At 67.2% G+C, this 25,701-nt stretch carries 28 protein-coding genes and 1 tRNA gene; 20 read left to right on the top strand and 9 right to left on the bottom strand.

The genetic code is table 11. The features are described from left to right. Positions 1–89 precede the first annotated feature (89 nt). The 4 genes from ACTMS9_RS07260 to ACTMS9_RS07275 all read left to right on the top strand — a co-directional run bounded on the left by ACTMS9_RS07260 (position 90) and on the right by ACTMS9_RS07275 (position 4,977). A tRNA-Ile gene (locus ACTMS9_RS07260) sits at positions 90–166 on the top strand. A gap of 67 nt (positions 167–233) precedes the next feature. Continuing rightward, positions 234–1,523, top strand: coding sequence for a tyrosine-type recombinase/integrase (locus ACTMS9_RS07265; RefSeq protein ID WP_441164506.1), 1,290 nt, complete (start codon positions 234–236; stop codon positions 1,521–1,523). Positions 1,524–1,581: 58 nt separating this feature from the next. Continuing rightward, on the top strand, positions 1,582–4,377 hold the full coding sequence (locus tag ACTMS9_RS07270; protein ID WP_441164507.1) for an nSTAND1 domain-containing NTPase: 2,796 nt from the start codon (positions 1,582–1,584) through the stop codon (positions 4,375–4,377). A 36-nt stretch (positions 4,378–4,413) separates the two neighbouring features. After that, on the top strand, positions 4,414–4,977 hold the full coding sequence (locus tag ACTMS9_RS07275; RefSeq protein ID WP_441164508.1) for an HD domain-containing protein: 564 nt from the start codon (positions 4,414–4,416) through the stop codon (positions 4,975–4,977). On the opposite strand, the gene ACTMS9_RS07280 is transcribed toward ACTMS9_RS07275, so the two are convergent. Continuing rightward, positions 4,965–5,435 (bottom strand): NUDIX hydrolase, encoded by a 471-nt coding sequence (locus tag ACTMS9_RS07280; protein WP_441164509.1) that lies wholly within the window; start codon positions 5,433–5,435, stop codon positions 4,965–4,967. The genes ACTMS9_RS07275 and ACTMS9_RS07280 overlap by 13 nt on opposite strands. Positions 5,436–5,439: 4 nt before the next feature. Further along, the gene (locus tag ACTMS9_RS07285) at positions 5,440–6,198 is read right to left on the bottom strand and encodes an XRE family transcriptional regulator (RefSeq protein WP_441164510.1); all 759 of its coding nucleotides are present in this window, start codon (positions 6,196–6,198) and stop codon (positions 5,440–5,442) included. A gap of 135 nt (positions 6,199–6,333) precedes the next feature. On the opposite strand from ACTMS9_RS07285, the gene ACTMS9_RS07290 reads away from it, so the two are divergent. From ACTMS9_RS07290 to ACTMS9_RS07335, 10 genes are all read left to right on the top strand, one after another. Continuing rightward, positions 6,334–6,573, top strand: a complete 240-nt coding sequence (locus tag ACTMS9_RS07290; protein ID WP_441164511.1) for a helix-turn-helix domain-containing protein — start codon at positions 6,334–6,336, stop codon at positions 6,571–6,573. Then, on the top strand, positions 6,573–6,803 hold the full coding sequence (locus tag ACTMS9_RS07295; protein WP_441164512.1) for a DUF6284 family protein: 231 nt from the start codon (positions 6,573–6,575) through the stop codon (positions 6,801–6,803). The genes ACTMS9_RS07290 and ACTMS9_RS07295 overlap by 1 nt, the downstream gene beginning before the upstream one ends. A gap of 12 nt (positions 6,804–6,815) precedes the next feature. Beyond that, a complete protein-coding gene (locus ACTMS9_RS07300) occupies positions 6,816–7,025 on the top strand; it encodes a hypothetical protein (RefSeq protein WP_441164513.1) in 210 nt (69 codons plus the stop codon). Beyond that, on the top strand, positions 7,022–7,816 hold the full coding sequence (locus ACTMS9_RS07305) for an ABC transporter permease (protein ID WP_441164514.1): 795 nt from the start codon (positions 7,022–7,024) through the stop codon (positions 7,814–7,816). The genes ACTMS9_RS07300 and ACTMS9_RS07305 overlap by 4 nt, the downstream gene beginning before the upstream one ends. Positions 7,817–7,907: 91 nt before the next feature. Continuing rightward, entirely contained in the window at positions 7,908–10,082 is a 2,175-nt protein-coding gene (locus tag ACTMS9_RS07310) for a cell division protein FtsK (protein ID WP_441164515.1), read from the top strand. A 147-nt stretch (positions 10,083–10,229) separates the two neighbouring features. Next, positions 10,230–10,469, top strand: a complete 240-nt coding sequence (locus ACTMS9_RS07315; protein ID WP_441164516.1) for a hypothetical protein — start codon at positions 10,230–10,232, stop codon at positions 10,467–10,469. Beyond that, positions 10,466–10,765 (top strand): hypothetical protein, encoded by a 300-nt coding sequence (locus ACTMS9_RS07320; RefSeq protein ID WP_441164517.1) that lies wholly within the window; start codon positions 10,466–10,468, stop codon positions 10,763–10,765. Before ACTMS9_RS07315 ends, ACTMS9_RS07320 begins: the two co-directional genes overlap by 4 nt. Then, complete coding sequence (locus ACTMS9_RS07325; RefSeq protein ID WP_441164518.1) at positions 10,765–11,043, top strand: hypothetical protein; 279 nt, start codon at positions 10,765–10,767, stop codon at positions 11,041–11,043. The genes ACTMS9_RS07320 and ACTMS9_RS07325 overlap by 1 nt, the downstream gene beginning before the upstream one ends. Next, positions 11,036–11,920 carry a bifunctional DNA primase/polymerase gene (locus ACTMS9_RS07330; RefSeq protein ID WP_441164519.1) on the top strand — a complete coding sequence of 295 codons (885 nt, stop codon included), beginning with the start codon at positions 11,036–11,038 and terminating at the stop codon, positions 11,918–11,920. Before ACTMS9_RS07325 ends, ACTMS9_RS07330 begins: the two co-directional genes overlap by 8 nt. Further along, positions 11,917–13,212, top strand: a complete 1,296-nt coding sequence (locus tag ACTMS9_RS07335) for a DUF3631 domain-containing protein (RefSeq protein ID WP_441164520.1) — start codon at positions 11,917–11,919, stop codon at positions 13,210–13,212. The genes ACTMS9_RS07330 and ACTMS9_RS07335 overlap by 4 nt, the downstream gene beginning before the upstream one ends. A 223-nt stretch (positions 13,213–13,435) precedes the next feature. On the opposite strand, the gene ACTMS9_RS07340 is transcribed toward ACTMS9_RS07335, so the two are convergent. Continuing rightward, positions 13,436–13,609: a hypothetical protein gene (locus ACTMS9_RS07340; RefSeq protein ID WP_441164521.1), complete on the bottom strand. Its 174-nt coding sequence runs from the start codon at positions 13,607–13,609 to the stop codon at positions 13,436–13,438. A 199-nt stretch (positions 13,610–13,808) separates the two neighbouring features. Between ACTMS9_RS07340 and ACTMS9_RS07345 the strand changes: the two genes are divergently transcribed. Both ACTMS9_RS07345 and ACTMS9_RS07350 read left to right on the top strand, forming a co-directional pair. After that, the gene (locus tag ACTMS9_RS07345) at positions 13,809–14,852 is read left to right on the top strand and encodes a protein NO VEIN domain-containing protein (RefSeq protein WP_441164522.1); all 1,044 of its coding nucleotides are present in this window, start codon (positions 13,809–13,811) and stop codon (positions 14,850–14,852) included. A 280-nt stretch (positions 14,853–15,132) separates the two neighbouring features. Beyond that, on the top strand, positions 15,133–15,420 hold the full coding sequence (locus tag ACTMS9_RS07350; RefSeq protein WP_441145683.1) for a hypothetical protein: 288 nt from the start codon (positions 15,133–15,135) through the stop codon (positions 15,418–15,420). Between the two features lie 60 nt (positions 15,421–15,480). Here the strand turns inward: ACTMS9_RS07350 and ACTMS9_RS07355 are convergent, their stop codons facing one another. The 4 genes from ACTMS9_RS07355 to ACTMS9_RS07370 form a co-directional block, all read right to left on the bottom strand. Next, on the bottom strand, positions 15,481–15,723 hold the full coding sequence (locus tag ACTMS9_RS07355) for a hypothetical protein (RefSeq protein WP_441145682.1): 243 nt from the start codon (positions 15,721–15,723) through the stop codon (positions 15,481–15,483). Positions 15,724–15,796: 73 nt separating this feature from the next. Then, complete coding sequence (locus ACTMS9_RS07360) at positions 15,797–16,396, bottom strand: hypothetical protein (protein WP_441145680.1); 600 nt, start codon at positions 16,394–16,396, stop codon at positions 15,797–15,799. A gap of 524 nt (positions 16,397–16,920) precedes the next feature. Next, positions 16,921–17,613 (bottom strand): AAA family ATPase, encoded by a 693-nt coding sequence (locus tag ACTMS9_RS07365; protein ID WP_441164523.1) that lies wholly within the window; start codon positions 17,611–17,613, stop codon positions 16,921–16,923. Positions 17,614–17,784: 171 nt separating this feature from the next. Continuing rightward, positions 17,785–18,360 (bottom strand): TetR family transcriptional regulator C-terminal domain-containing protein, encoded by a 576-nt coding sequence (locus tag ACTMS9_RS07370; protein ID WP_441164524.1) that lies wholly within the window; start codon positions 18,358–18,360, stop codon positions 17,785–17,787. A gap of 190 nt (positions 18,361–18,550) precedes the next feature. On the opposite strand from ACTMS9_RS07370, the gene ACTMS9_RS07375 reads away from it, so the two are divergent. Together ACTMS9_RS07375 and ACTMS9_RS07380 are read left to right on the top strand one after the other, a co-directional pair. Continuing rightward, positions 18,551–19,270, top strand: a complete 720-nt coding sequence (locus ACTMS9_RS07375; RefSeq protein ID WP_441164525.1) for a hypothetical protein — start codon at positions 18,551–18,553, stop codon at positions 19,268–19,270. Positions 19,271–19,363: 93 nt separating this feature from the next. Next, positions 19,364–19,624 carry a hypothetical protein gene (locus ACTMS9_RS07380; protein WP_280838027.1) on the top strand — a complete coding sequence of 87 codons (261 nt, stop codon included), beginning with the start codon at positions 19,364–19,366 and terminating at the stop codon, positions 19,622–19,624. Positions 19,625–19,779: 155 nt separating this feature from the next. Here ACTMS9_RS07380 and ACTMS9_RS07385 read toward each other — a convergent pair whose 3' ends face one another. Then, positions 19,780–22,608: a ricin-type beta-trefoil lectin domain protein gene (locus ACTMS9_RS07385; protein ID WP_441164526.1), complete on the bottom strand. Its 2,829-nt coding sequence runs from the start codon at positions 22,606–22,608 to the stop codon at positions 19,780–19,782. Positions 22,609–22,917: 309 nt separating this feature from the next. Here ACTMS9_RS07385 and ACTMS9_RS07390 point away from each other — a divergent pair, with 309 nt between their 5' ends. Both ACTMS9_RS07390 and ACTMS9_RS07395 read left to right on the top strand, forming a co-directional pair. Beyond that, the gene (locus ACTMS9_RS07390) at positions 22,918–23,187 is read left to right on the top strand and encodes a hypothetical protein (protein ID WP_441145670.1); all 270 of its coding nucleotides are present in this window, start codon (positions 22,918–22,920) and stop codon (positions 23,185–23,187) included. Between the two features lie 56 nt (positions 23,188–23,243). Beyond that, complete coding sequence (locus ACTMS9_RS07395; RefSeq protein ID WP_441164710.1) at positions 23,244–23,621, top strand: hypothetical protein; 378 nt, start codon at positions 23,244–23,246, stop codon at positions 23,619–23,621. A gap of 100 nt (positions 23,622–23,721) precedes the next feature. Here ACTMS9_RS07395 and ACTMS9_RS07400 read toward each other — a convergent pair whose 3' ends face one another. After that, complete coding sequence (locus ACTMS9_RS07400; RefSeq protein WP_441164527.1) at positions 23,722–25,692, bottom strand: hypothetical protein; 1,971 nt, start codon at positions 25,690–25,692, stop codon at positions 23,722–23,724. Positions 25,693–25,701 lie beyond the last annotated feature (9 nt).

The raw sequence follows: 25,701 nt of genomic DNA on the forward strand, positions 1-25,701 counted from the left end.
GTAGCCCATCGTGCCGGTCGGGTGTCTGTGTCGGCCGGTTCGGTGGTGGCCGGTGATCCGTCGAGCGGGTTACGATCCGGCGCGGTATCGGGGCGGTAGCTCAGCCGGTTAGAGCAGGGGACTCATAATCCCTCGGTCGCGGGTTCGAGTCCCGCCCGCCCCACCAGGCAAAACGCTAGATCGCTGATCTTCCCGTGGTGCTACTCGTGGTGCGAGCGCGCTACGGTCGCCCCATGGCGACGGCGAACGGGCGCGCGAAGCGCCAACGCGGCGAGATCGAGGAACTGCCCAGCGGCTCACTCAGGGTGAAGGTCTACGCGGGCATCGACCCCATCACCAAGAAGCGGCACTGCCTGACCGAGACCATCCCGCCCGGCCCGACCGCCCGGAAGGAAGCCGAGAAGGTGCGTACGCGCTTCCTCGCCCAGGTGGACGACCGGCGCAACCCGCGCACCCGCGCCACGGTCGACCAGCTGCTTGACCGGTGGTTGGAAGTGCTCGACGTGGAGGTGTCGACCCGGCAGGGGTACGTCAAGAAGTTGAACAAGCACGTACGGCCGTTGCTCGGCAAGCTGCCGGTGGGCCGGCTGGACGCCGAGACGTTGGAATCGTTCTATGCGGTGCTGCGGAAGTGCCGGGACCACTGTGGAGGTGCACGGAAGGCCGTCGAGCACCGGAAGGCAGGGCCGCACGACTGCACCGACAAGTGCAGGCCGCATGAGTGCAAGCCGCTCGCCCCGGCCTCGATCCGGCAGATTCACTGGATCCTGTCCGGTGCGCTGAACCGGGCCGTCCGGTGGCGCTGGATCGCGGTCAACCCGGCAGATCAGGCGGAGAAGCCCGGGATGCCTCAGCCCAACCCGCACCCACCAACGGCGCCCGAAGCGGCCCGACTGGTCACCGAGGCATGGAAGGACCCCGACTGGGGCGCGTTCGTGTGGGTGGCCATGACGACGGGGGCGAGACGGAGTGAACTGTGCGCGCTGCGGTGGTCCGCCGTCGACCTAGATACCGCCGTACTGACCCTGCGGAGCGCCCTGTACGTCGACGACGCGGGCAAGCTGCGGGAGAAGGACACGAAGACGCACCAGCAGCGGCGCGTAGCCCTGGACGCGGAGACGGTAGCGGTGCTGCGCGACCAGTTGGCGCGTCGCGAGGAACGTGCGTTGGCCCTCGGGTTAACGCTGCTCGGTGACGGCTACGTGTTCTCGCCCGATCCGGACGGCAGCACGTCGCTCGTGCCGGATACGGCCACCCAACGGTTCAGCCGGATGGCCGCGCGACTCGGCATCGCCACGAACCTGCATGCTCTGCGACACTATTCGGCCACGGAGTTGATCGCTGCTGGCGTAGATGTTCGCACGGTGGCCGGACGGTTGGGCCACGGCGGGGGAGGAGCGACAACCCTGCGGGTGTATGCAGCCTGGCTCTCGGAGTCGGACCAAAGAGCGGCGTGCGCTCTATCGGCCAGAATGCCAAAGAGGCCGACCGAGTCTCCCCGATCCTCGTCGGAGGATGGCTAGACGGGTGTCCCTCAGGCGGGGGCTTGTGACGCGTGTCGCCGCAGCATACTGTGCACAGGTGGATCGCATTGCTGTGCAGGACTACCAAGTTCTTGTATTGGCCACAGGTGACACTGCGGCCGGTGCCGCCAACGCCAGGGGTCATCTTTTCGAAGAATTTGTTGCGCAGGTAATGCGCGAACTCGGGTTCGATCGCCCTTCTCGCCGCGATATCAACCCGACATCTGAAGGTATTGAGCTAGATGTCGCGCTGAAAAATTCGTTTACGAATGAAGTCGCTTATGCCGAGTGTAAGGCGTACGCTACGAACGTTAATGCTCAAGCCTTGACTTCGTTTTATGGCAAATTGACGATAGAGAGATTTGCCGAACCTTTAGCTCACGGTTACCTCTTTGTTCTACCCAGACTAACTGCCGAAGGCGACGAGAAGGCTAGGGCGATCGAGCGAAGCGATGCGCGGTTCCATTATCTTGACTCTCAAAGGATTGTAGATCGCCTGATTGACCGCGGCATGTTGAGGGCTCCTGCTGTGGTTCTATCCGAATCCTCAGTTCTATCCGAATCCTCGCTGACGAGCGATCCGGCTCTTCTCGTAACGCCTGATGGGCTTTACTCATGTGTGAAGATCCTGGATCCTGGCACGCGAAGAGCGGTGAGGATAGTAATTTGGGGACGCTCTACAGCGACACCTGTTCCTAGCACAGTCATGGATCTTCTCGCTGTTCATGAGTACGGTGCCGATCTCCCGGCCGACGACTTGAGCAGCCTGCGGGAGACTCCGTCCTCGGTACCTATCCCGGACATGAACCCTCCCGTCATTGTAACGGTAAGGGGTAGTAGTTCCGACTTCGAGTATCAGTTCCCTGCCTCTCCCAAGTTTTTTGTTGGGCGACGTGCGATAGTCGACGACCTTGAGAGAGTGATTGAGGGGAAGCGGGGGACGTTCATTCTGAATGCCCAGTCTGGTTGGGGCAAGAGTTCCCTCGCGCTCAAGATGAAGTCAATGGTAGAGGATCGAGGCGGTGTTGCTGTTGTCATTGACAGCCGAACGGCTGCATCGCCTTCGTTCGTAACAGAGGCTCTTCGCTTCGCTGCGAAGAAGGCAGCCCAGGAGGGCTTGTTTTCCCTGCCTGAAGATAGCTCTTGGGCTAGCCTTACGAGTGCTATGGGGACCATCGAGAGCGCAGCGTGGCATGGTTCTCAATCATTGCTGGTGTTCTTTGATCAGTTTGAGAATGTGTTTTTGGATGAGGTGACAACTCGTCAGTTTAGGGATCTGTCGCTGCTAATGAATGACATGTCTTCTGCGCTGCTCGTCGGCTTCGCGTGGAAGACTGACCTCGTGGGGTGGACGGAATCTCACCCATACCGCCTGCGCGACGAAATCCGCTCTGGCAGCGTTCAGATCATCGTTAACCAAATGGGTCCCAAAGACGTAGAAGCACTACTGCGACGTTTGGAGAAGCGACTCAAGCAGCGGCTCGCTCGGGACCTCCGTCAACGACTTCGAGAGTACTCTCAGGGACTACCGTGGCTATTTAAGAAGCTCTCTGAGCACGTGATCCGGGAGATCGAAGACGGCAAGACCCAAGAGCGGCTTGTCAATGAAGCCCTCAATGTACAGAGTCTTTTTGACTCGGATTTGGCCGGCCTGCAGCCCATTGAGCAGGACGCGGTACGTTATGTGGCACGCTTTGCGCCCGTATCTACTGCTGAGGTGACCGAACGGTACGATGGCGGGGTCATCCAGTCCCTACTCGATAGACGACTCCTAGTTCCAGTCGGGGAGAAGCTCGACACGTACTGGGATATCTTTCGGGACTTCCTAAATACGGGTCAGATTCCAATCGAAGAGTCTTACACCATCGGTGTGAATCCGCAAGCGGCTAGTACGGTTCTTGCCCTTGCTGTCGCAGGGGATGGGGATGCTTCCTTTGCGGACATCGCTGACGCTCTAGGCACAAGTGTGGGTAGCGTAATGAATGCCACCCGGACTCTTCGGCTGCTCGGCATTGCCACTTATGAGGCATATGGCGTGCACATTAATGAAGCCATTTACAACTCGCCAGACCGTGAGCAATCTTTGCGCAGGGCAGTTGCAAACACGCTGCGCCGACACAAAGCATATTCGCTTTTCATGAAATTGGCCGAGCGTCAAGGCGAAAAAGTTTCCTTTGCCAACTATTCATCCGAGTTGTCTGTTGCCTTCCCGGCAATTGATGCCAAGCCGTCGACCTGGTCGCTATATGCTCGGGCCTTCGCCCTGTGGTTTGAGTACGCCGGCCTTGCTGTAGTGAGGGATAATGCTGTATGGCTACCGCCGGAAGGATTTGGCGGCTATGGCAATCTACTGACCGGAGAAAGGATGGTTACCGGGCGCCGGGGAGGGAGGTCCTCCCAGTCCTTCCTTGATGGCTCTCCTGGTGGCGCTATTCGACTCTTGAGGGAGACACTGGAAGGTGCGGTGAGCTATAGGTCATTGGATAGGACGGGTCAGAAGCAGGCCAGGAATCTCATGGCTGTAGGACTAGTTAGCATGAGTGCTGTTGGCGGGCTAAGCCCCTCCGCCGACGCATTTGTGGATGGTGAGTTCAATCCTGCCGCATTAGAGAAGGGGATGATGCACCTTCCGGGTGGCACTGAGGCGATCAATCTCCTGAGGCGGAACAGTCGAGCAGACACGATGTCTGTAGGGTCGATCATTAAATCGGCCTTAGGTGCCGACTGGAAAGACGTAACTACCGCCAAAATTGGAAAAGACTTTCGAAGCTGGGCTCGTCAGGCAGGGCTTGACTTGCCCTGGGCCCAGATGGCGGCAAGTTTGGAGTCGGCTGATGACCCTCGCGATGGTTGAACCTAACTGATGCGTGAAGGGTGGTATGCTTCCTCTGTGGGAATTGTCCGCGCTGCCTATCTTTTGGCTGAGGCGCAGTTGGCGGATAGTATTCCTCGCCGATGGGTTCATGTCCAAGCTGTCGCTGCCAAGGCTGCCAGCCTCCGCATGGCCCTTCCTGTTGATGAGCGTGCCTGTCTAGTGGCGGCTGCGTGGCTCCATGACGTTGGATATGCCCCGGCCCTTGTCTCCACAGGCTTACATGCGCTGGACGGCGCGAGGTGGCTTCGGGCGCAGGGATTTGATAATCGAGTAACTGATTTGGTGGCCCATCACTCCTGCGCTGTCTTCGAGGCAGAGGAGCGAGGCTATGCGAGTCAGTTGCGAGCCGAGTTCGTTGACGAGGAGTCTCTCGTCCGTGACGCGCTCTGGTATGCAGACATGACAACGGGGCCGGATGGACAGGACATGACAGTGTCAGAGCGTTTGGCTGAGGTTCGCAACCGTTACGGACCGGAGCATGTCGTGACCATTTTCTGGGCGAAGGCGGAGCCCGCGCTGCTAGCAGCAGTGCGCCGCACCGAGGAGCATCTGGCCGCAGTTGACATTCAGCCGATGTAGGGATCCGGCCGGAACTCATAGCCGTGATCGATCCGCAGCCGCATGGACTGGTGGATTGGCAAATCGTCTAACTCGTTTCTCCCGACCCACCGCACCTCTGATGACTCGCTGCTCGGAGTTGGCTCGCCGCCGAGATAGCGAGCGCGAAAGCAGATCGAAAACTGCTGGCGTACCTCTCCGTCGCTGTATGCCATGACGTGCTTCGGATCGGTGTATATGCCGACGATGCCGGTCACCTCGACGTCAATCCCAGATTCTTCCTTGGTCTCGCGTACAGCAGTATCTGAAATGTACTCGCCGAAATCCTGGGCGCCGCCGGGGATGGCCCATAGCCCGTTGTCGGTCCGCCGGATGACTAGCACCCGGTCCTGTGGGTCGAGGACGAACACGGTCACCGCTGGAACGATGCTGTTCGGCTTTGGCGCTTGCGGGTCGTTGTAGTACTCGGTCCTGGCCATGCCCTTAGCCTGTCACTGCTGGCTCCCACACTGGCGCTGACGACTCCCACACTCGGTCGAAGCTGTCGGCGTACGTGTCGAACAGGTCGCCGCCGGCAAGCCGTCGCAGGTGCATGACGGGCGTGTGCGCGGCCGGGAAGCCGAAGACGTGCGAGCTGACGAGCATCTCGTCATCGAACCGGAAGATGGAGTTGTAGAGCGTCGTCCGGTGGAAGCGCATGTTCACGCCCTGGACGTCGCGTAGCCGCTGGTAGAAAGCGAGCACGTTCCGAACCTTGCCGGCCATCGCGTCGCCGATGCCTTCGTCCGCCCCGCGCTGCGCGACCTCGGGACTGTCCGGGTCGCCGAGCAGGATCTCAACCCGCGTACCGGCCGCTGCCTTCGTCTTGAGCGTGGCTACCAGCTGCGGTTGCTGTTCGGGCAGGAACAGTCCCGCGTAGACCAGGATGCCGACGCGCTCCTGTGCCTGCGAGATGAGCCGTCGCCAGAGGTCGTCCGGGACGGCCGCCCGGCGCGGGTAGACCTGCACCACTTCGGATTGCGCCACGCGGTTCGCTCGCTCCTGCGGCACGGCGTCCGGCCACAGGTACGACTCACTCTCCTTGACCAGTGCGGCGATTGCGTGCCGGTAGCGCGGATACGGTGCCCGCCCCTGCGTGATCCAGCGTTCCACGGTCTTCGGGTCCACCCCCAGCTGCTCGGCTACGGCCGATGGCGTGAAGCCGTTACGGAGCATCGCGTCGCGTAGCCGGTCGTTCGGCATGGTCGCCTCCAAGGCACGTCTAGGGACGACTTGAAGGTAGCAAGGACGTCCCTAGGCGTCCAGTGTGGTGGTGAAGGTGTCACCCCTCGTGATCGGAACCTATGTGCACCAGGTCAACGAGGCGGAAGGACACCGATGAAGACCGATCGACCTGCTGGCCACTCCCAGCGGTTCTACACCGTCGCCGAAGCAGCGCAGTTGCTGCGTACGTGCGACATGACGCTGTACCGGTCAATCCGCGTGGGCGAGTTCCCGGCCATCCGCATTCGCGGCCGGTACGTCGTTCCCGCGAAGGCCATCGACGCGATGGAGGCGGGTGCCCTGGCGAACGGCCTGGTCGACGCCGCCGACTACACCACCCGGAGCGTGGCGTGATGACGACCTTCGACTACGAGCCGAGCGCCGCCGATCTTTCCGAGATTGAGCAGGAGTTGCCGCTGATCGAGGCCGAGGTTCTGCTGCTCGACGCGCAGATTGTCGTGCTGACCAGTGACGCCGGTCCGACCGAGTTGGACTGGCAGCGGCTTCGTCGGGCGCAGCGTCGGGTGCTGCGGGAAGCGTGTGCCCTGCTCGCCGTTCGCTCCGCCGCCCGCCGGGCCGCATAGGCGGTGGCCGCCATGAGCCGTCGATTCCCGATTCCCCGCCCCGCTGGGGACTCGCGCTTCACGTTCGGTCTGGCGCTGGACGTGGCGCAGGTGCTCGCCACGCACCGCTACCCGTCGATGGTCGAGCCGTACGACGGATGCGGGGCGGACCTGCTGGCTCTGCAACAAGCCCTGTTTTCGCTCATCTACGGCACTGACGTATCGGAGGGACACCAGTCATGACCGCCCCGACACTGTCGGCCTTCCCCCGGCCGGTCGAAGACCTGATCCCCGCCGCCCGCGACCTTGCCGACCAGCTCGGCGAGATCCCGTCGCGTAACCGCATCAAGAAGGAACTGCGGGTGGGCGGCCCGAAGGCAGACGCGATCCTCGCCGCCCTCACCCGCACCGACGCCCCGCCGGCCACTACCGAACCCACCACGGACCTGGCCGACACCACCCCAGATCCGATCGCCGACCCGGCCCCGGTGCTGGATCTGCCGCCGGTCACCGACGACATGCCGCCGGTCGTGTCGGAGCAGGCAGCACCCGTCGCAGACCTGGGCACCAACATCACGACTGAGGCGATCCCGACCGGCTCGATGGACAGCCAGCGGGCGGCGGCGTGGCCGGTGGTGCTGCTCGCCTTGCCGGCGTTCGTGGCGATCTGGTCCGGGTGGGTCGGACTAGGCGGACTCACCGGGTTCGGGGTGGTGCACCCGCTGCCGGGCATCTGGGACAGCTTCTCCATCAACTCGGCGATCACCCTGCCGATCGGCGTGGAGACGTACGGCGCGTACGCGCTCTACGTGTGGCTGTCCGGCCGGGTGCCGGAGCGGGCACGCCGGTTCGCCAAGTGGTCGGCCATCGCGTCGCTGCTGGTCGGCGCGCTCGGCCAGGTCGCCTATCACCTGCTCGTTGCTGCCGGGGTCACCTCGGCCCCGTGGTGGATCACCACCGCCGTGGCCTGCCTGCCGGTGGCGGTGCTCGGCATGGGCGCCGCCCTGGCGCACCTCGTCCGCACGCACGACTAGTTCCGCCCGGCGGCGCGGCCACCTGGCTACCAACCTGCGCCGCGCCGCCGGTCCCCCTGCTGATCCGTAGACCGTTGGAGGAACACCCATCATGACCTCCCCCCGAGATGACGACCGTTTCGACTGGCGGGCCGCTGAGTCGGACCTGACCGGAGATGCCCCCAACGCGAACGTGGTCGACCTGGACGCCGCCCGCGCCGCCCGGCCCACCGACCCCGACGACGGTGGGCCGGTGCTGGTCGACTCGCCGGCCGCGCAGCGGTCCCCGCGGTTCACCCTCGACGGTGTGCGCGCCGGACAGCGTCGCCCGATCCTGCCGGCCTGGCTGCGCTCGCGCGCCGAGCTGCGCGACACGATGCGGTGGGCGGTGGGGCATCTCCTGCACACCACCGCGTACCACGCCACCCGCACTCCGAAGTACGCCGGCAAGCTGGCGATCCGTGCCCCGGTCGGGGCGTGGCGGATGCTGTCCGGGGCGACCCGCTGGCTGTTCGACTGGGAAGGCGAGCCGGTCCGGCAGGCCACCGTGCGGCGGGAGAGCGCCGAGGACTACCTCAAGCTGTCTCGCCAGCGTGACCGCAGGGTGCGGTGGCGCGGCATCGTCGCCACCTTCACCCTCGCCGTCGCCCTCGCCGGGGGCGTGGCGGTCGCCCTGGCACCGGAGTGGGCGCGGTGGGCAGTGCTGGCGCTGCTGGTCACGCTGTGCGGCCTACTGGGACAGCCGGCGGACAAGCCGTTGCTCGACACCGCCGTGGTCGTGCCCCGCGTGGCCCGGCTCACCTCCGATGTGGTGGTGCGCGCCCTGGCTGTGCTCGGCATCGCCGGCATCAGCCAGGCCATCGCCAAGCAGGGCCACCGCGCGATCGCCTTTACTGCCCCGATCACCCGCGACGGGCCGGGGTGGCGCGCGGACATCGACTTGCCCCCGGGCGTAACGGCCGGGGACGTGATCGAGCGACGTGACCGGCTCGCCGCCGGCCTCACCCGGCCGCTGGGCTGCGTGTGGCCCGAAGGGCAGCCGGAGGTGCACCCCGGCCGGTTGCTGCTGTGGGTCGGGGATCAGGACATGGCCGCCGCGAAGCCGGCCGCCTGGCCGCTACTCAAGGCGTCCGGCGGCTTCGACCTCGCCAAGCCGGTGCCGTTCGGCACCGACCCGCGCGGCCGGGTCATCTCCTTCGACCTGCCGTACACGAACCTGCTGATCGGGTCGATTCCCGGCTACGGCAAGACCGCCGCCACCCAGGTCCCAATGCTGGCCGCCGCGCTGGACCCGTACGCGGAGCTGTGGTGCTTCGACTTCAAGGGCACCGGGGGACTCGATCCACTGGAGAAGGTGTCGGCGCGGTACGCGTCGGGGCAGGACGACGACACCGCCGAAGAAGGGCTGTTGGCGTTGCGAGAGCTGCGCAAGGAATGCCAGCGCCGCGCTGCGGTCATCAAGGGCCTGCCCAAGGCCGTGTGCCCGGACAACAAGGTCACCCCGGAACTGGCCCGCCGCAAGAGGCTCGGCCTGCACTGGCTCGTGGTCGCCCTGGACGAGGTGCAGGAGCTGTTCTCGCACCCGGAGTTCGGCAAGGAAGCCGGAGAGCTGGCCGAGAAGGTCATCAAGCTCGGTCGCGCCCTGGGCGTGATCCTGGTCGTGGCCACGCAGCGGCCGGACGCCAAGAGCCTGCCTACCGGGGTCAGCGCGAACGCTGGGACGCGGTTCTGCCTGCGGGTCATGGGCCAGATCGAGAACGACATGATCCTTGGCACCTCGGCCTACAAGAACGGCATCCGGGCGACCATGTTCGCCAAGAAGGACAAGGGCGTCGGCTACCTCGTCGGCGCGGCCGACGACGCGCAGATCGTGCGCACCTTCTACGTCGACGGCCCGACCGCCGAGAAGATCACCGGCCGTGCGCGCGCCCTGCGGGAGGCGGCCGGGACGCTGACCGGGCACGCCATCGGGCAGGCCGCTCCGACCCCGGCCACGCGGCGAGACACGCTGTTGGACGACATCCTCACCGTCGTTCCCGCGACCGAGCCGAAGGTGTGGGCCGAGACGCTGACCGACCGGCTCGCCGAGCTGAACCCCGAGGCGTACGGCGACCTGACCCGCGACCAGCTCACCGCCGCGCTCAAGCCCTACGGCATCACCACCGGGCAGGTGTGGGGCACCGACCCGACCACCGGCAAGGGCGCCAACCGGCGCGGCATCGACCGGGCCGACATCACCGACGCGGTCGCGGAGCGTAACAAGCGACGCGGCGACAAAGCCGCCTAACCCGGACAGCCGTGGGTCGCTAGGTCTAGCGGCACCCCCCGCTAGACCTAGCACCCCCGCTAGCACCGCATCCGATACCTGGCCAGCGCCCTAGTTCCTAGCGGCGTCGGCCCTCTGCACCCCCAATACGGCCTGTGGAGGCATTCCGTGACCACCATCCTGTCGCTCGCTAGCCTCACCGCCCTCGGTTACGCAGCGTGGTACCTGATCCTGTGTGCGGTGTCCCCGTGGGGTCGCTGCCGCCGCTGCCATGGCCGCCGATACCACCGCACCGCCATCGGCACCCGGCGCGACTGCCGCCGCTGCGACGGCACCGGCCGCCGCGTTCGCATCGGCCGCCGCCTGGCCGAGTACGTCCGCACCGAGTACCGGGCAGGCCACCAGTGACCGCCCGCGCCGGCCGGACCGGTCACACCCACTTCTGCGCCCGCGACCACCGGTGCAACCTCAACGAACACCGATCCGAAGAGATTGTGGTTGACCTGCCCGGCCACGGGCGCGCCGTCCTGACCCGCGTCCGCACCGCCGCCGGCCACGAGCACGCCGAGATCCGGCTACGGGTCGCGCTGGCACCGGCTGAGCCGGCCGCTCGCCGGCAACTGCTCGGCCTGCTCGCCGACGTGCGCGACACCGTCACCCGCGCCCTGACCGTCGGTCGGCCCGCACCGAGGCGGGCCGGCTGATGGAGGCGTGGCTGACCGGCACCCTGGCCGAACTCGACGCCGCGATCCGGGCGCTGACCGGCGTCGCGTACGTCGCCTACGTCGGCGACCGGCACCCGCTCACCGGCACAGACGCCGGCCGATACCGGGTGTTCCTGCGCCTGGCCCTGACCGCCGCCGACACCGCGTCCCGCCGACCCGCCCCGGCCCCCGCCGCCGCCGAGGGCGGCGCGCTGATCGACCTCGACACCGCCCGCGCCGCCCGCCGCACCGCACGGAAGGAGATCGCTGGTGCCTGACCTGCTCGCTGCCGCACTCGGCTACGCCGCGCACGGCTGGCCCGTGTTCATGCTCGGCCGCTCCAAGCGCCCTGTAGCCAACTGCTCGGACTGCGCCGCCGCCGACCGTGGCCACGACGCGGCCACCTGCGGTCACCTGACCTGCCACGGCTTCTACGCCGCCAGCACCCAGCCAGACCGGGTCGCCGCGATCGTCGCCGCCGTTCCGCGCGGGCAGCTCGCCCTGCGCACCGGCATGGCGTCTGGGGTGGTGGTGGTCGACGTCGACCCCGGCCACGGCGGCGCGCACACTCTCACCCGATTGATCGCCGCCGGCCTCATTCCGCCCACGGCACGGGTGCAGACCGGGTCGGGTGGCCTACACCTGTACTACCGGCACCCCGGCCGGCAAGTGCCGTGCAGTCAGGGCAGGTCCGGCCAAGGACTCGGTCCCGGGGTCGACGTGAAGGCCGATGGCGGCTACGTCGTGCTGCCACCGTCGACCCACCCGCGCACCGGACAGCCCTACCGGTGGATACCCGGCTACCCGGTAGAGGAGATGCCCCCCGCGCTGCTCACGGCCTGCCTTCCGCCGTCAGCGCCACCCGCGCAGGCCGCCAGCGGTCCGACCCGCGTGCGCGAGGCGGGGAGCATCTCCCACCCTGACCGGCTGCTCGCCGTGCTGCTCGACCGGATCACCACCGCCGCCGAAGGCACCCGCCGCACCACCCTCTACGGCGCAGCCCGAGGCGTCGCCCGCATGGTCGCCGCCGGCGCCCTCGACCCCGCCGACGCCATCGCCGCCCTCACCGACGCCGGCCGCCGCGCCCAGCAGACCGACCGTGACATCCGCGCCGCCATCCGGGGCGGATTCCGAGACGAAGGAGTCACCGCATGAGCCACACCGACCCGGTCGACGGAGCCGCGACCCTCGACGCCCTACACGCCTGCCTCACCAAGTACGTCATCCTGCCCAGCGCTGAGGCGGTCGACGCCGTCGCGCTATGGATCGCCGCGACCCACGCCCAACCCGCGTGGGCACACGCGCCCCGCCTCGTCATCCGCGCACCCGAGAAGCGCTGCGGGAAATCGCGGCTGCTCGACATCGTGGAGGGCTGCTGCCACAACCCGCTCATCACCGTCAACGCCTCACCCGCCGCCGTCTACCGGGCCATCGGCAGCGACAACCCGCCGACGCTGCTGGTTGACGAGGCCGACACCATCTTCGGCGGGAAGAACGCCGACGCCAACGACGACCTACGCGGGCTGCTCAACGCCGGCCACCAGCGCAACCGCCCCGCGATCCGGTGGGACGCCAGCACGCAACGGCTGGAGAAGATTCCCACCTTCGCCATGGCCGCCCTCGCCGGTATCGGCGCGATGCCCGACACCATCGAAGACCGTGCCGTCGTCGTCCGCATGCGCCGCCGCGCTCCCGGCGAGACGGTCGCCCCCTACCGGCACCGTCGCGACGGCCCCGCGCTGCGTGCCGTCGCGCAGCGCCTGGCCGTGTGGCTCGGCGCGAACCTCGCCACCCTTGAAGCCGCGGAACCTGCGATGCCCGTCGAGGACCGTGCCGCCGACACCTGGGAACCCCTTGTGGCCGTCGCCGACCTGGCCGGTCATACCTGGCCGGCGCGTGCCCGACAGGCCGTCACCGTTCTGACCGCTGAGGCCGACGAGGCGGGCAACGTGTCGACCCGTGTCAGGTTGCTCGCCGACGTGCGTACCGCGTTCACTGTGCTCGGCGACCCGCCCGCCGCATCGACCCACGACCTGCTCGCTGCGCTCAACAGCGACGAGGAAGCACCGTGGGCAGGCTTCGGTCCGAGCGGCCTGACAGGCAAGCGACTCGGCGACCTGCTCCGCGAGTTTGGGATCACCTCGACGACGATCCGGTTCCCCGTCGGGCAGGCGAAGGGCTACACCCGAGAGGGCTTCACCGACGCGTGGCAGCGGTACTGCCCAGCACCATCCGTACCACCCGTACCACCGTCGTTTCCGCAGCTCAACGCCGGTACGGATGCCACCCCTGGTACGGATCAATCCGTACCGCCGACCGCCTCCGGTCGCGTCCCTGGTACGCATCAATCCGTACCAGGCACCCAATCCGTACCGCACCTGACCAGGAGGAGTGAGCTTGGTACGGGTGGTACGGATACCTTGGTGTCCCGCTGTAGCCCTACCTAGTAATCGCCGGAGTAATCGATCCGACAGCCGTGTCGAGTAACCGCCTGGAGTAACCGGACCGGAAAAATCTCCGTCAGGGTGTCGGAGAGTTTCTAGCGGTCGGTGTAACCTCGTACACAGCATCATGGATGAGGTTGAGCGAGAGTAGGCCTTGTCTAGATACACAACTGCCCTCGCCTGAGTTGTGACCCGACGAGGGCAGCGTGTTGCAGGGGATGATCCGTCAGGTCAGCTTGCTGACAATGTCGAGCGCGGAGTTCGCGGTCGCCGTCGCGTAAGCCAATCCCTGAAGGATCAGGAGCGCCACCCGAATCGTCCGCCGCCGGTGCCAGCCGGCGGCGGACGGAGTGGTGGTCGAGCAGTTGCACTCGACCGGTTTCCCGTCCTGCGTGTCCATATCACCTCCCTAGCTCGATGGCACGATGACCTGTCGCCATCCGGCGACCGGCCATCGACGCATCGACCAAGAGCGGTGCAGGCACTGAGGGCCACTGTAGAGGACCGCTCGGATATTTCCCCGGCTCCCACCGGCGCGCCGCGTCGGAGAGTTGCTGTCGAGGGCAACGTCTATGTGGCCGATCCGGTAGACATGTCGCGTGGCAATCAACGAGTGGTGGCACGGAGATCCGGCCGAGCGCTACTGGATGGAAATCACCGACCGCATCGACCTCGGCGCCGACCTTCATGCCCCACAGGTCGACGACGCCGGGCGTGAGTATTGGTCGTACGCCTTGGTCACCGCAGTGCAGCCGGGAGACGTAGTTCTTCACTGGCACAAGTCGCTCCTCGGGGCCCCCGGGGTCGTCGGGTACTCGACTGCGGCCGAAGGACCGGAGGAAGACGAGATCGTCTGGGCCTCTCAGGGCACCTATGGTCGAACCCGTCCACTTGCGGGTCCTGAGCCCTCATGGCGCTACGCCCTCACTGGCTACGCCGCCCTGGCGCGTCCCGTGACTCAGGATGCCTTTCGAAGGGCCGAGGGCAAGCTTCGGAGGATCAAGGAACAGCTAGAGGCACGCCACCCGGGAAGCCTCTACTTCCCGTTCGCCTTCTCCGACAAGCGTCCCGTGCGAGCGGCGCAGGGCTACTTGGTGAAGTTGCCGGCGGCTGTTATCTCAGCGGTTCCCGAGCTGAAGCAGATTCCCCAGGCAGATCAGGGTCGGATCCCGAGGCAACGCCCAGCATCGTCCGAGCTCGCAGTTGCTGCTCGGAAACGACGGGGTGCCGGGTACCTCCGTGATGAGGTGGTTCGGCTGGCAATCGAGCGCCACGCCGTTGACTGGGCACTGAGCCACTACAGCGGCCGCGGCTATGACGTGAAAGACGTCGGTAGCACCAAGTCCTACGATGTGCTCGCTGTAGCTGGGCAGCACGAGCTTCACATCGAGGTCAAGGGGTCGTCCGGCGACGCTGACGCTGTGGAGCTCACGGTCAACGAGGTTGAGCATGCCTCTGCGGCTGACACCCACCTCGTCGTCGTAGACCTCATCGACTGGCGGCGGTTGCCGGACGGCAGTGTTGAGACGTCCGGTGGCCGGATCCGAGTGTGGGAGTCGTGGGTGCCGGCTCACACATCCTTGAAACCGACGCGCTACCGGTATCAGCTCCCGAGGTCTGGCGCTCGGCGCTACACCGAGTAAAACCCGCCGTTGGCGCAGGGAAGAACAACCAGGCTGGGGCGCTTGGCTCTCGGCGTGGTGCGGCGCGTGGTGCGAAGTGCAGGCCACCAGGGTTGATCTAGTCGGCCAGAGTAGCGCCAGATGCAACTAGGGTGACCGGTAGAGGTGTGGGTCCTAGCTATGGACGCCACTCATAATCCCTCGGTCGCGGGTTCGAGTCCCGCCCGCCCCACCTGCGGAAACGTAGATCATCGAGGGACTGATAGTCACGCATACCGCTTGAAGACCGAGTATTGCAGGGGTGGCTTCCGGCCATGGCACCCAGACCCCCGGCCGTACGGCCGTCGCCCAGGTCGGTACCGCCGGGACGTACGCGTTCCGGCTGCGTCTGGTGGCCAGCGCAGACGCCGACCGGTTGGAATCGTGGACCGGCCGACCCGTGCAGGTCCGCAACGGCCGGGGCCTGCTGATGGTCGGGGTGTTCTTCGGTCTCGACTACGCCGAACACCGCGACGACAAGGCCCGTTGGGACGTCGCGTTGACCGTCACCCGCGTCACCGCAGACACCACCGCACCTGTGCCGTCATGAGGGAAACGAACGGCCCCACCGGATGATGGTGGGGGCCGTTCCTGTTGCGCCGTAACGGTTTCAGACGTCCAGAGACGCCTGCCGCTTGGCCGCCTGCCGTCGGAACTCGGCCATGGTGGCCGCCACCACCGCCGCCGCATCCAACCAGTCGGCCGACGCGTCGGCCCCATCCATGGGCACGGTGTCCACCTCCACCATGCCGCTGTCGTACGCCACTACCGTGATGGTCAACTTCAGGCCCTTGTTGCGGGCCGTCGGGGCCACCTTCATGGTCTCTCGAATGCGCTTCAGAGACGCCGGCATGAGCGTTCCCCTGTCCTAGACGGGCCGCGACGACGGCGGCGATCGATGCGGCTCCGGGCATCGGCCGGTACAGCTAGAAGATGCTGACAATCGGGTTGTAGTAGTCCAAAGGCACCCGCCATTCCCAGTGCCCTGGCCCGTCCCCGTCGGCAATCGGCCGGTCGCACGGGCACGTCCAGTGTTCAACCTCGTCCACCTCGGCCGGGGGCCAGAACCGCACCAGCACGAATTCGGTCTGCGGTTCCTCACGGCCTCTCGGCCACTTCTCGATCTCAAACGAGTGGGTCCCAGCCCGCAGGAGGAGAGGGAGACTGATGGGCGACCTTGCGTTGCCGCTCACGGCCTCCGCCTTCACCCTGTAGTCCCGTGGCACCGTGATGGAGCCGAACAGGCCAGCGCCGTCCGCGCCCAGGCGCGGGTGATCCTCGATCTCGGCCTTGATCTCTGGCGGAGCGGGTGGGGCCAGACGCGCATGTTCTCGCGCTCGTTCGATCCGCGCCACGTCGGCCGCGCCTCGCGCTGCGTCCTTCGCCGCCTGCGCGGATTCCTCGCCTGCACGGGCGGAACGCCGGGCGGCCACCACCGCCGGGATGCCCACCCCGACCGCCGCGACCACGCCGACGATGCCGCCCACCGCGCCGACAACGTCGGGCCACTGGATGTCTGCCGCCATGCCGGACAACGTACGAGATGAACGCTCGTCATGATGTCCGCCAAGCGGACCGGAGATTACCCCCGCCTGTGCTTCGTGGCGTCGATCAACGTACCCAACCGGTAGCGCAACACCCGGGCCTGCCCGATCGACAACATCACCCGATTGGCCGCCGCGCCGTCGGTCGCGGTCAACACCACCACACCGGTTCGGCCGCCGGGTGGATCACCTGCACCAGACCGACGGGCAGAATCAACGCCTCCGGCCGGTTGGTGTCGACGGCCACCGCCATCGTGGCGCAGTGTGGCGCTGCTCGTGCGGAATCGGGCCGGCGAGACCGATCGACCCCGCAGCCCGGTCGAAGACCCGACGCCGGACCTTTACCGCCTGGCTGATTCGTACCGGTCGCGGGGTCAAGGGCGAACGCGGCACAGACGCACTCATCGAAGTGCTCGACCGTGGCCGCGTCACCGAATTGCTGGAGCCGCGTCGGCCCTCGTACGCCTGATGGTTTGATCCTGCACGTACCGACCATGATGGTTCGCTCAACTCCGACGGAGCGATTCCACCGACTGGCCGGGACGCCAGTTACCTGGGGGCTCTGGTCGATGTTTCGTTGCTGGCTCGCTCGGTAACGAGCCGCCTCCCCTTCGCGACGGGCCAAGCAGGGCGACGACTGCCGCCACGATCGTCTCGATGGCCGGAGCTTCATGGTCTGAGGTATCGATCTCAACGACGGCGTCGACTCCCTCCGGCGGTTCGAAGATCGACCGTTTCATCTCCCCCCGCTGGAACAGGGATAGGAGTTGCTGGTCGATGGCCCCACCTTCGGCCGCCCGAACGCCAAGTCGCCGGCCGATGACCGCCTCCCGGGCGACGACGTGAACAGCCAGCACTCGAGTGCCACCTGCGAGCAGCACGCCCAGCAGCTCGCGGGACAACACTGAGGACTCCACGACGAAGCTCACCCCTGAGGCCGCGAGCAGCCGGATTGCGTCGACCATCACGGCCTCAGCCCGGCGGCTGACGGGACCACCGGCAACATGGAAGTCCGGGTCGAGCCGGACCCGCCCGTCCTCGGCGACGTAGGCGGAGGACAGCCCAAGACCTGTCTTGATCTCATCGCGGGTCAGGAACGGGATACCGAAGCGGCCAGCCGTTGCCGAGGCAATGGTGGTCTTCCCAGCCCCCGGACACCCGCAGACAGCAATCACCACCGGCCGTTCCCTCACCAACATCCGCCGATCCTGGCAGACCCGCAGACCCGCTGTCGACGTGCCGAGCGTGAGCATCAGGGTGTCACGGGCCGGCAGCGGTCATGAGCTGTCACCGCGGACCTGCGCCTTCCACCGCACCCGCCGGGTACCTGGATGGAGATGCGTTTCAGCAGCCCACCACGGCGGCACGCTTCAGACCGGCGAAAGCAAGGTGTCGAATGCCGAGAAAAAGGCGTCGAAGGCGGCGGGGGAGCGGTCGGTGCGTGCCCGGATGAGCGTGCCCTCCCAGGCGTTGACGAGGAAGCCGGCGGTGACCTCGGCGTCAACGTCGGCGCGGATCGTCCCGGCACGCTGCGCCTCGGCCAGGGTTGTCGCGATGAGGCTGGCCCATTCGTCGAGGCTGTCCCGTACGGCGTCCCGGATGGCGTCCCGGTGGTCGACGATCTCGGTGCCGAAGTTCCCGTACAGGCAGCCGCGGTGATACTCGTGTCCGACGACCTCGTCGCGGAGGAACTCGAAGTGTGCCCGGATCCGCTGCACGGGCGGGACCGAGGTGTCGGCGAGGTCCTCGAGCCGGAGTCCGGCGCCGTACCGCTCCAGCGCCACGATGGCGAGGGCTTCCTTGCTGTCGAAGTGGTTGTAGAACGACCCCTTCGGTACGCCGGCCGCCTGGGTGATGTCGTTGACGCCGGCGGCGTTGTACCCGCGAGCGTGGAACCGGTCGAGCGCGGCCGTGACAATCTCTTCGCGCGTGCTCTTCCTGGCCAAGACGGACCACCTCCCGGTGCAAATATGACCGGTCGTCTTGGCCGCGTCAAGCTCACGGTCATGTGATCCAGCGCTCGTTGCCACTACTAAGACGACCGGTCATATTCAACTGGTGGCCGGGTAAGCAGCGCCTGGTCAACCGGTGTCTACCCCGGGACGACGGATCCACCTCACTGAGGAGAAAATGATCGTGAGCGACCTTACGAACACCGTCATCAAGGCCCATGGCGGCCTGGACCGCTACCAGCAGTTCAGCTCGGCCACTGCCCACTTCCGCTCCGGCGGAGCGCTGTGGGCCATCAAGGGCCAGGAGGGGATTTTCGACCAGGCCGCCGTACGGGTCGACCTGCGCCACCAGCACGCCAGTCACTTCCCGTTCAAGGCGCCTGACCTGCACACCTCGTTCACCCCTCAGCGAGTGGCCGTGGAGAGCGACACCGGCGAGGTGAAGGCCGAGCGCCTCAACCCCCGTGCCTCCTTCGCCGGCCACGTCCTCGAAACCCCCTGGGACGACCTGGACGTCGCCTACTTCGCCGGGTACGCCATGTGGACGTACCTGACGTCCCCGTTCACCTTCGCGAGGCCCGACTTCCAGACCGAGGAGCTGTCTCCCGTGACCGAGGAGGGGGAGACCTGGAACCGTCTCAAGGTCGTCTTCCCCGAGGACATCGCCACCCACTCCCGGGAGCAGACGTTCTACTTCGACCAGGACGGGCTGCTGCGCCGGCACGACTACACGGCCGAGGTCCTCAACGCGGGGCCGGCCGCGCACTACTGCTCGGACCACAAGGAGTTCGGCGGCATCATGGTCCCGACCCGGCGGCGCGTCTACCCGCTGGCGGAGGACGGAACCGTGGTGCGTGACATCGAGCTCGTCACCATCGACGTCGACGATGTCGTGTTCGCCTGACGCCGGATAGCCGCTGATGTCCCCCTGCCGCACGTTCTCGGTCGGGGGGTCATCCGGCTTGGCCTATCTTGATGCCAACGAGAAGATGGCCAAGTGGATCTCGACCGGGCTATGCGCGCACTGAGGGTTGCCGAAGAGGCGCTACCGCAGGCGGAGGAACGCGCCGCGCAGGCCGCCCGGCAGATCAAGGCAGACGCCCGTGCCAGGGTTGAACAGGCCCGCGCCGAGCTGCACCGCGCGATGGTGGCGGAGTATCGGGCCGGCACGCGCCAGGTGGATCTGGTCAAGCGGACGGGTTACTCCCGCGAACGGGTCCGGCAGATTCTGCGGGCCGGCGGCATCGAAGCGGACTGACTCCAGGACGGACGCCGACGTCCGGGTGACCGGGACCGGAGCCGTCCACGCACTGGACATCTGCTGCTCGACGCGGCGTCGAGTGCGACCCGGCGCATGGAAGCCGGCGGGCCACCGGCGAAGAAACCTCTTCACCGGTGGCCCGCCATCGTCGCTCAGCCGGTGACCACCCAGTGCTGGTGGGCGCCCCCGGCGTACGTCCCGATCTGGGCCTGGGTCCCGTCGGCGGTCCCGGCGCCAGCCGTCTCCAGAACCTTGCCGGACTGCGGATTGAGCAGCGATCCGTTGCTCTGCGGCTGCCAGACCTGCGCGGCGGTGCCGTTGCAGGTCCAGAGCTGCACCTTGGTGCCGTTGGCGGTGCCGCCGTTGTCGACGTCCAGGCACTTGCCCAGCGCCCGGTAGGTGTCGCCGGCCCGGCTCCACTTCTGGGCGGTGGTGCCGTTGCAGGTCCAGAGCTGGATCTTCGTGCCGTCGGCGGTGCCCGCGTTGCTGACGTCGAGGCACTTGCCGGCGATGCCGGTGATGGTGCCGGATCCGCTTGGGCCGTAGACCTCGAACTCGTAGACGCGGGCCGCCGGGTCGGTGGTGCTGGTCGGCGCGGTGACGTTCAGGCGTACGTAGCGGGCGGCCACCGCGGCGATGTCGTGCGTGGTGGTGCTGGCGGTGTTGCCGGTCACCGTGGTCCGGGTCGTCCAGTTCGATCCGTCGGTGCTGGTGGCGATGGTGAAGTCCTTCGTGTTCCAGGCGGTGTTCTCGCCGCCGGCGCCGGCGTGCTTGACCACTAACCGGTTCACGTTGGTGCTGGCCCCGAGGTCGACCTGGAGGTACTTGGTGGTGCCCTTCGAGCACCACTTGTCGGTGTTGCCGCCGGCGACGGAGCCGTTGACCGCCTTGTCGGGGCTCTCCGTGGTGGTGCAGGAGCTGTCGGCGGTGGCCGGCTTGTTCAGGGCCAGGTTGCTCCCGCCGGTCGGCGGCGGGGTGGTGCCGGGGATGGCGTTGAGGGTGTACCAGGCCTCGGTGCTCCACAGTGACTGGCCGCTCTCGGAGGTGAACGGGCGGGGCGAGCGGACGTGGACCACGTGCCCGGCCTTGCGCCCGGCGACGGCCAGGCTGACCTTCTTGCGGTCCGTCGACAGGGTGGCCGAGGTGACGGTCAACGTCTCCTCGTCGATCTTCGGGCCGCCGTAGCTGGCCGTCGGCTGGTAGCGCCACTGCTTGACCTTGTAGTGCCCGGCCAGGTTCGCCGCCGTGTCGGCGGAGAGCGGCTGGGTGTACTCCAGCTCGAACCCGCCGGTGGTGGCCCGCATGGCCAGGATGTCGAACGCGGTGGTGCCGTTCGGGGTCAGCTTCTGCAGGCCGTACGCGAGCTTGCCGCTCTGACCCCAGTTGCCGCCGGCGCCGAGGCCACCGACGTAGATCGCGCCGTCCGGACCGAGGTTGACCTCCGAGACGCCCGCCTCCAGGCCCTGGGTGAGCCGGAACAGGGCGCCCTGGTACTCGCCGTTGACCTTCTCCACGTACGCGCGCTGGAGCCCGCCGTAGGTGACGTCGCCGATGACGAACTGCCCGGCGAACGGCCCGGACTTCAGGTACAGCGGGGTGCTCGGGGAGTTGGCGATCTCGTTCTGCGGCATCCAGAGCACCGGCGGGGTCACCGGGTTGGCGTCGAACGGGCCGGCCGGATTCATGTAGTGGTTGAAGAACCGGCCCTGCTTGACGTGCAGCAGCTTCGACGACGGCAGCCAGCCGCCCTGGTTGTCGGTGACGAAGATGCCGTCCTCCGGGCCCCAGCCGATGCCGTGCGGCGTGCGCAGGCCACCGGCGACGTAGGAGACGGCGCCGGTGTCCTTGTTCACCTTGATCGTGGTGCCGCGGTTGGGGGCCGGCTGCGGGTTGGTCGTCGCGCCGCCGTAGTTGATCGACACCGACAGGTTCAGGTAGAAGTAGCCGGCGTCGTAGAGCAGGCCGAAAGCGAACTCGTGGAAGTTGCCCCCGTACGGCCAGGTGGCGACCGTGTCGAGGCGGTCGGCGATTTCGTCGCCTCCGGTGTCGACCAGTTTCGTCAGCCGTTGCTTCTCCGACACGTAGACCACGCCGTCGACGACCTTCAGCCCCATCGGCTCCTTGAGACCGCCGGCGATCTTCTTCGTGGTCACGCTGCCGGGGCCGGTCGACCCGCCGGTGTTGCCCAGGATGTACACCTCACCGTCCTGGGAGGTGCCGGACTGGTCGCTGCCGCCCCAGGTGGTGATCACCAGGCGGCCGTCGGCCAGCCAGTCCATCCCGGTCACCTTCGGCTGGAAGCCGCTGGGCCGCAGGTTGGTCAGGGTGTAGCCGGGATACACGCCGGTCAGCGGCAGGCCGTCGCCGGGGGAGTCGGTGACGCCCTCGCACTCCTTCTTGCCCGGTGCGGTCACCCGCACCACACCGGCGTCGGTGCTCAGCGCCGAGTTGGGCACCACGACGAAGGACGACGATCCCGGGGCCTTCCATTCCAGAGTGATCTGCTGCCCACCCTCGCGCTCGAAGTGGTCGATGCGCAGCGGGTGCAGTCCGGCGGTGAGGGTGACGCTGCCCTCCTTGGCCGGGGTCGGTCCGTGCAGTCCGTCGTGGTTGATGACGACCTTGTCGTCGATCGACAGCCGGGAGCCGTCGTCGCTGGTCAGCCGGAACGTGTAGCTGCCGGCCGTGGTGATGTTCAGGTTGCCGAGCACCTGGGAGACGAAGTACTGGTCGAAGCCGAAGTCGGTGGTCGACGTCCAGTTGATGGTGGGCATCAGCTTGTCCACGTTCGGCGTCTGCCCCGGCTTGAGGGTGCAGATCTCGTTCAGCGGCACCTGCACGTCGAAGACGCGCAGCGTGACGCCCGGTTCCTGGGCGGGGGCGGCCTGGGCGGGGACGGCCCAGACGCCGGTGGCCATGACGAGTGCGGCGATGGTGGTCAGGACAGGACTGCGGAATCGGCGCAGCAGCCGTGTGCCCATTGCTCCTCCTGGGAGGTCGGGGTGGTCCGGCGGCGTGCCGTGAGATGCGGTGGGGGAGCGGTAGCCGCCGGGCGAGCCCGGACAAGTCATCGACGCCGACGAATGACGCGTCCGGAGCTGCGGTGATGGGCAACATTAACAAACTTCTATCTAGAGGCCCATACCTTTCGTTCATGGATGCAAAAGTTCGATAACACCCTGCGGAAGTTCGCCGGATACCTCCGCTTGTGGGCGGAAGGTCCACGGTGGACGTCCGCAGATCGCTGCCGGGAGCGTGCCGGCACGGCGTACCGCCCGTATGGTGTCCGCATGGCGCAGGAGGTATGGGCCGGGCTCCGCGACGTGTCCGTGCGGACCGTCGAGGTGCCCACCGTCTTCGCCGTTTTCGCCGACTACTGGACGCCGTTCCTCGGTGGGCAGGGTTCCGCCCCCGGCTACGTCAGCTCGCTCGCCGAGCCGGACCGGGCCGAGCTGCGGGAGCTGCTGCGCGACCGGGTACCGACCGGACCGGAAGGCGCCATCCGACTCGCCGCCCGCGCCTGGGCGGTCCGGGGGACCGCACCGACACCCCGATCGTGAGTACGAATGCTCATCCGCGACGCGGTCCGTACCGCGAGGATCGGGGCGTGAACAGCATGACGCGCGCCCTCCTCGCCGCTCTCGTCCTCGCCGTGGCGGCGGTCGCCACCTGGTGGGCCTGGTTGGGGTGGGACACCGGCTACACCATCGACCCCGAGACGGGCGCCGTCAGCGGGCCCTACCAGCCGTGGCAGGTGGCCGGCTGCGTGCTCACCCTCGCCCTGGTCGCCGCCGTGGCCGGCTGGCGGCTCCGGCCGTGGCTGGTCGCCCCGGTGCTGACGGTCGCCTTCACCGCCGCCTGGACGGTGCACGCCGCCTCGACCGACGACAGCGGGCTCTGGGCGGTGGGGGCGGCGCTGGTGCTGGTCGGCACGGGGCTCGGGACGACGGTGGTGAGCGGGGTCGCCCACCTGATCCGGCGGCGTCGGGGGTGACGCCGGCAACCGTCAGCTGCCCAGGGGCGACGGCTGGACCACGAGGTGCGGGGGGTGCCCGGCAGTACACCAGCAACCCGTGATCGTTCGTGGTCCCGGCTCAGTCGATCAGATTTCGGACGGTCGCCGTGAGGTCGGCGAGCCGCTCGTCCGCCCGCCGGTGCTGGCGCCTGACCCACTCCTTTCCCTCAGCGGCGATCCCCTCGAGAACGTTGAGGGTGTGAACAAGTCCGGACGCGTCTAGCGAGAGCTGGGCCAGCATCGACGCGTCCTCGTCCGGCTGGACGCCCTCGGTGATGGATTCGGTCACTCGGACCGAGATTGGTTCGCCATTGAACAGGGTCAGCTCGAACGTCTGCTGCTGGGTCTCCAGGCCGCCGATCCGAACGGCGGCGACCGCGTCGAAGCGGTAGTTCAGCCGCTGCGTCGTCCGGTAACCGCCATCCTTGAAGTCGAGGTCGATGTTCACCTGGCGGACGCCGTCGTCGGTCAGGAGGAAGAGCAGGAGCCGGTACCGGGAGTAGCGCCACGGCCCATGGGGAACCCGGGCCCGTTGGTACGACCAAGCGGGCGCCTCGATGAAGGCTTGCGCGATCACCTGGCTCGGCCGGAGCCCGTACTGCCGCATGGCCGCATTTACCAGGATCTTGCGGTCACACTCCAGCCAGGACGCCATCTCCGCGTCCGACGGCTTGTCTGACAGCTTCTGCCGCCAGCGGTCGAACGCCTCCCGCCGTGCCGCCAACTGGCGGGCCCGTTCCACCTCGTCCGCCGCCATCCGCCGCCGCTCCGCCACAATGCGGAAGCAGGCCCGTGCCCCGATCACCGCGGCAGCCGCGGCGAGCAGCAGCCATGCCGTTCCGGTCAACGGGGCGGTCAGCACGGCGGCCGGCACCATCCAGAAAGCTCCTGCGGCAAGGACCGCCAGCCCGCCCAGGTGCAGGGCTGTCGTGGTGACCGGGACACGGAGCTCCACCCGGTGCGCCATCAGGGTGTCCTGCTCCCACCGCTGTCGCACGTCACTGACGAGATGACGGATCAGCCAGGCGACCCGCTCGGCGCCGACCCGCTCTTCGCGGTAGAGCTCGACGACCTCGTCGCGAAGGTGCCTGCGGATGCCGGCGGTCTGGGTCAACCAGTGGGAGCGGTCGGTGTCCCTGGGCACGTACCGCCTGAAGTAGTCATCGAAGTACCGGTCCACCTTTCGGGCGAAACCGCCCGCCGGCGCCTCAGCCCGTCGCTGGCGGGGTGGCGTGAATGTCGATTCCTTGGCTCTGCGGCGTGCCTGCCGAAAGTGCCGGTCGACACCGCCGACGGCGAATGCGGCAAGACCGGCCACACAGGCGAGGTAGCCGAGGATCGGGGACAACTCGCCGCGGTGCAGCAGCAACGCGGCGATCTTGCCAGCGGCGAACACGAACGCGGCTGTTCCCGCGACGGCACGCCCCCACTCGCCCAGGGGAGTCGACGCCGGCTCGACGGGCAGGACCCGGGGCGGCACCGGTGAGGGGTGGAAGAACTTCCAAATCCGTCCCGCCCTGTCACCCGCCAGACGACCGGTGTTGGCCCGCTCGACCGAGCGGCGCCACAGCTGGTCCTCCATCGGACCTTCGAGCAGCACCCCAAGGTGATCAACGATTTTGTCGCGCTGAGTGCGCTTCAGCTCGTCGAGTTCTTTGATCACCAGCTCGGTCTCCGCGGTGTTCAGGGAATTGAGCAGCCGCAGGACGGCCCGTAGCCCAGCCCTCCAGTCGTCGCCCCCGTCGAGGTGCGGGAGGCTGTCGCAGATGGCGGACAGATGGTCGAAGTCCTCGCCCAACTGGCGCAGGGTGCGCCCGCTCAGCAGGGCGAGCAGGCGGTGGAACTGGACCTCGTCGGTCAGGTATCCCTCGGCGGTGGCCTCCTCGATGAGCTGCCGCGCCCTTTCCCGTACCCGGGCATCGAGATACCTGACACCTACCCGGAACTTGTGTTCCGGAGAGGCATTCGGGGGCAGTTGGTAGTAGACATCACCGTGGATCGCCTGGGCCTGCACCCCGACCTGCGCGCCGTCCTGAGCGATGTTGGTCATGGCAGGGAC

Source organism: Micromonospora sp. L31 (assembly GCF_052068075.1).
Lineage (GTDB): Bacteria > Actinomycetota > Actinomycetes > Mycobacteriales > Micromonosporaceae > Micromonospora > Micromonospora purpureochromogenes.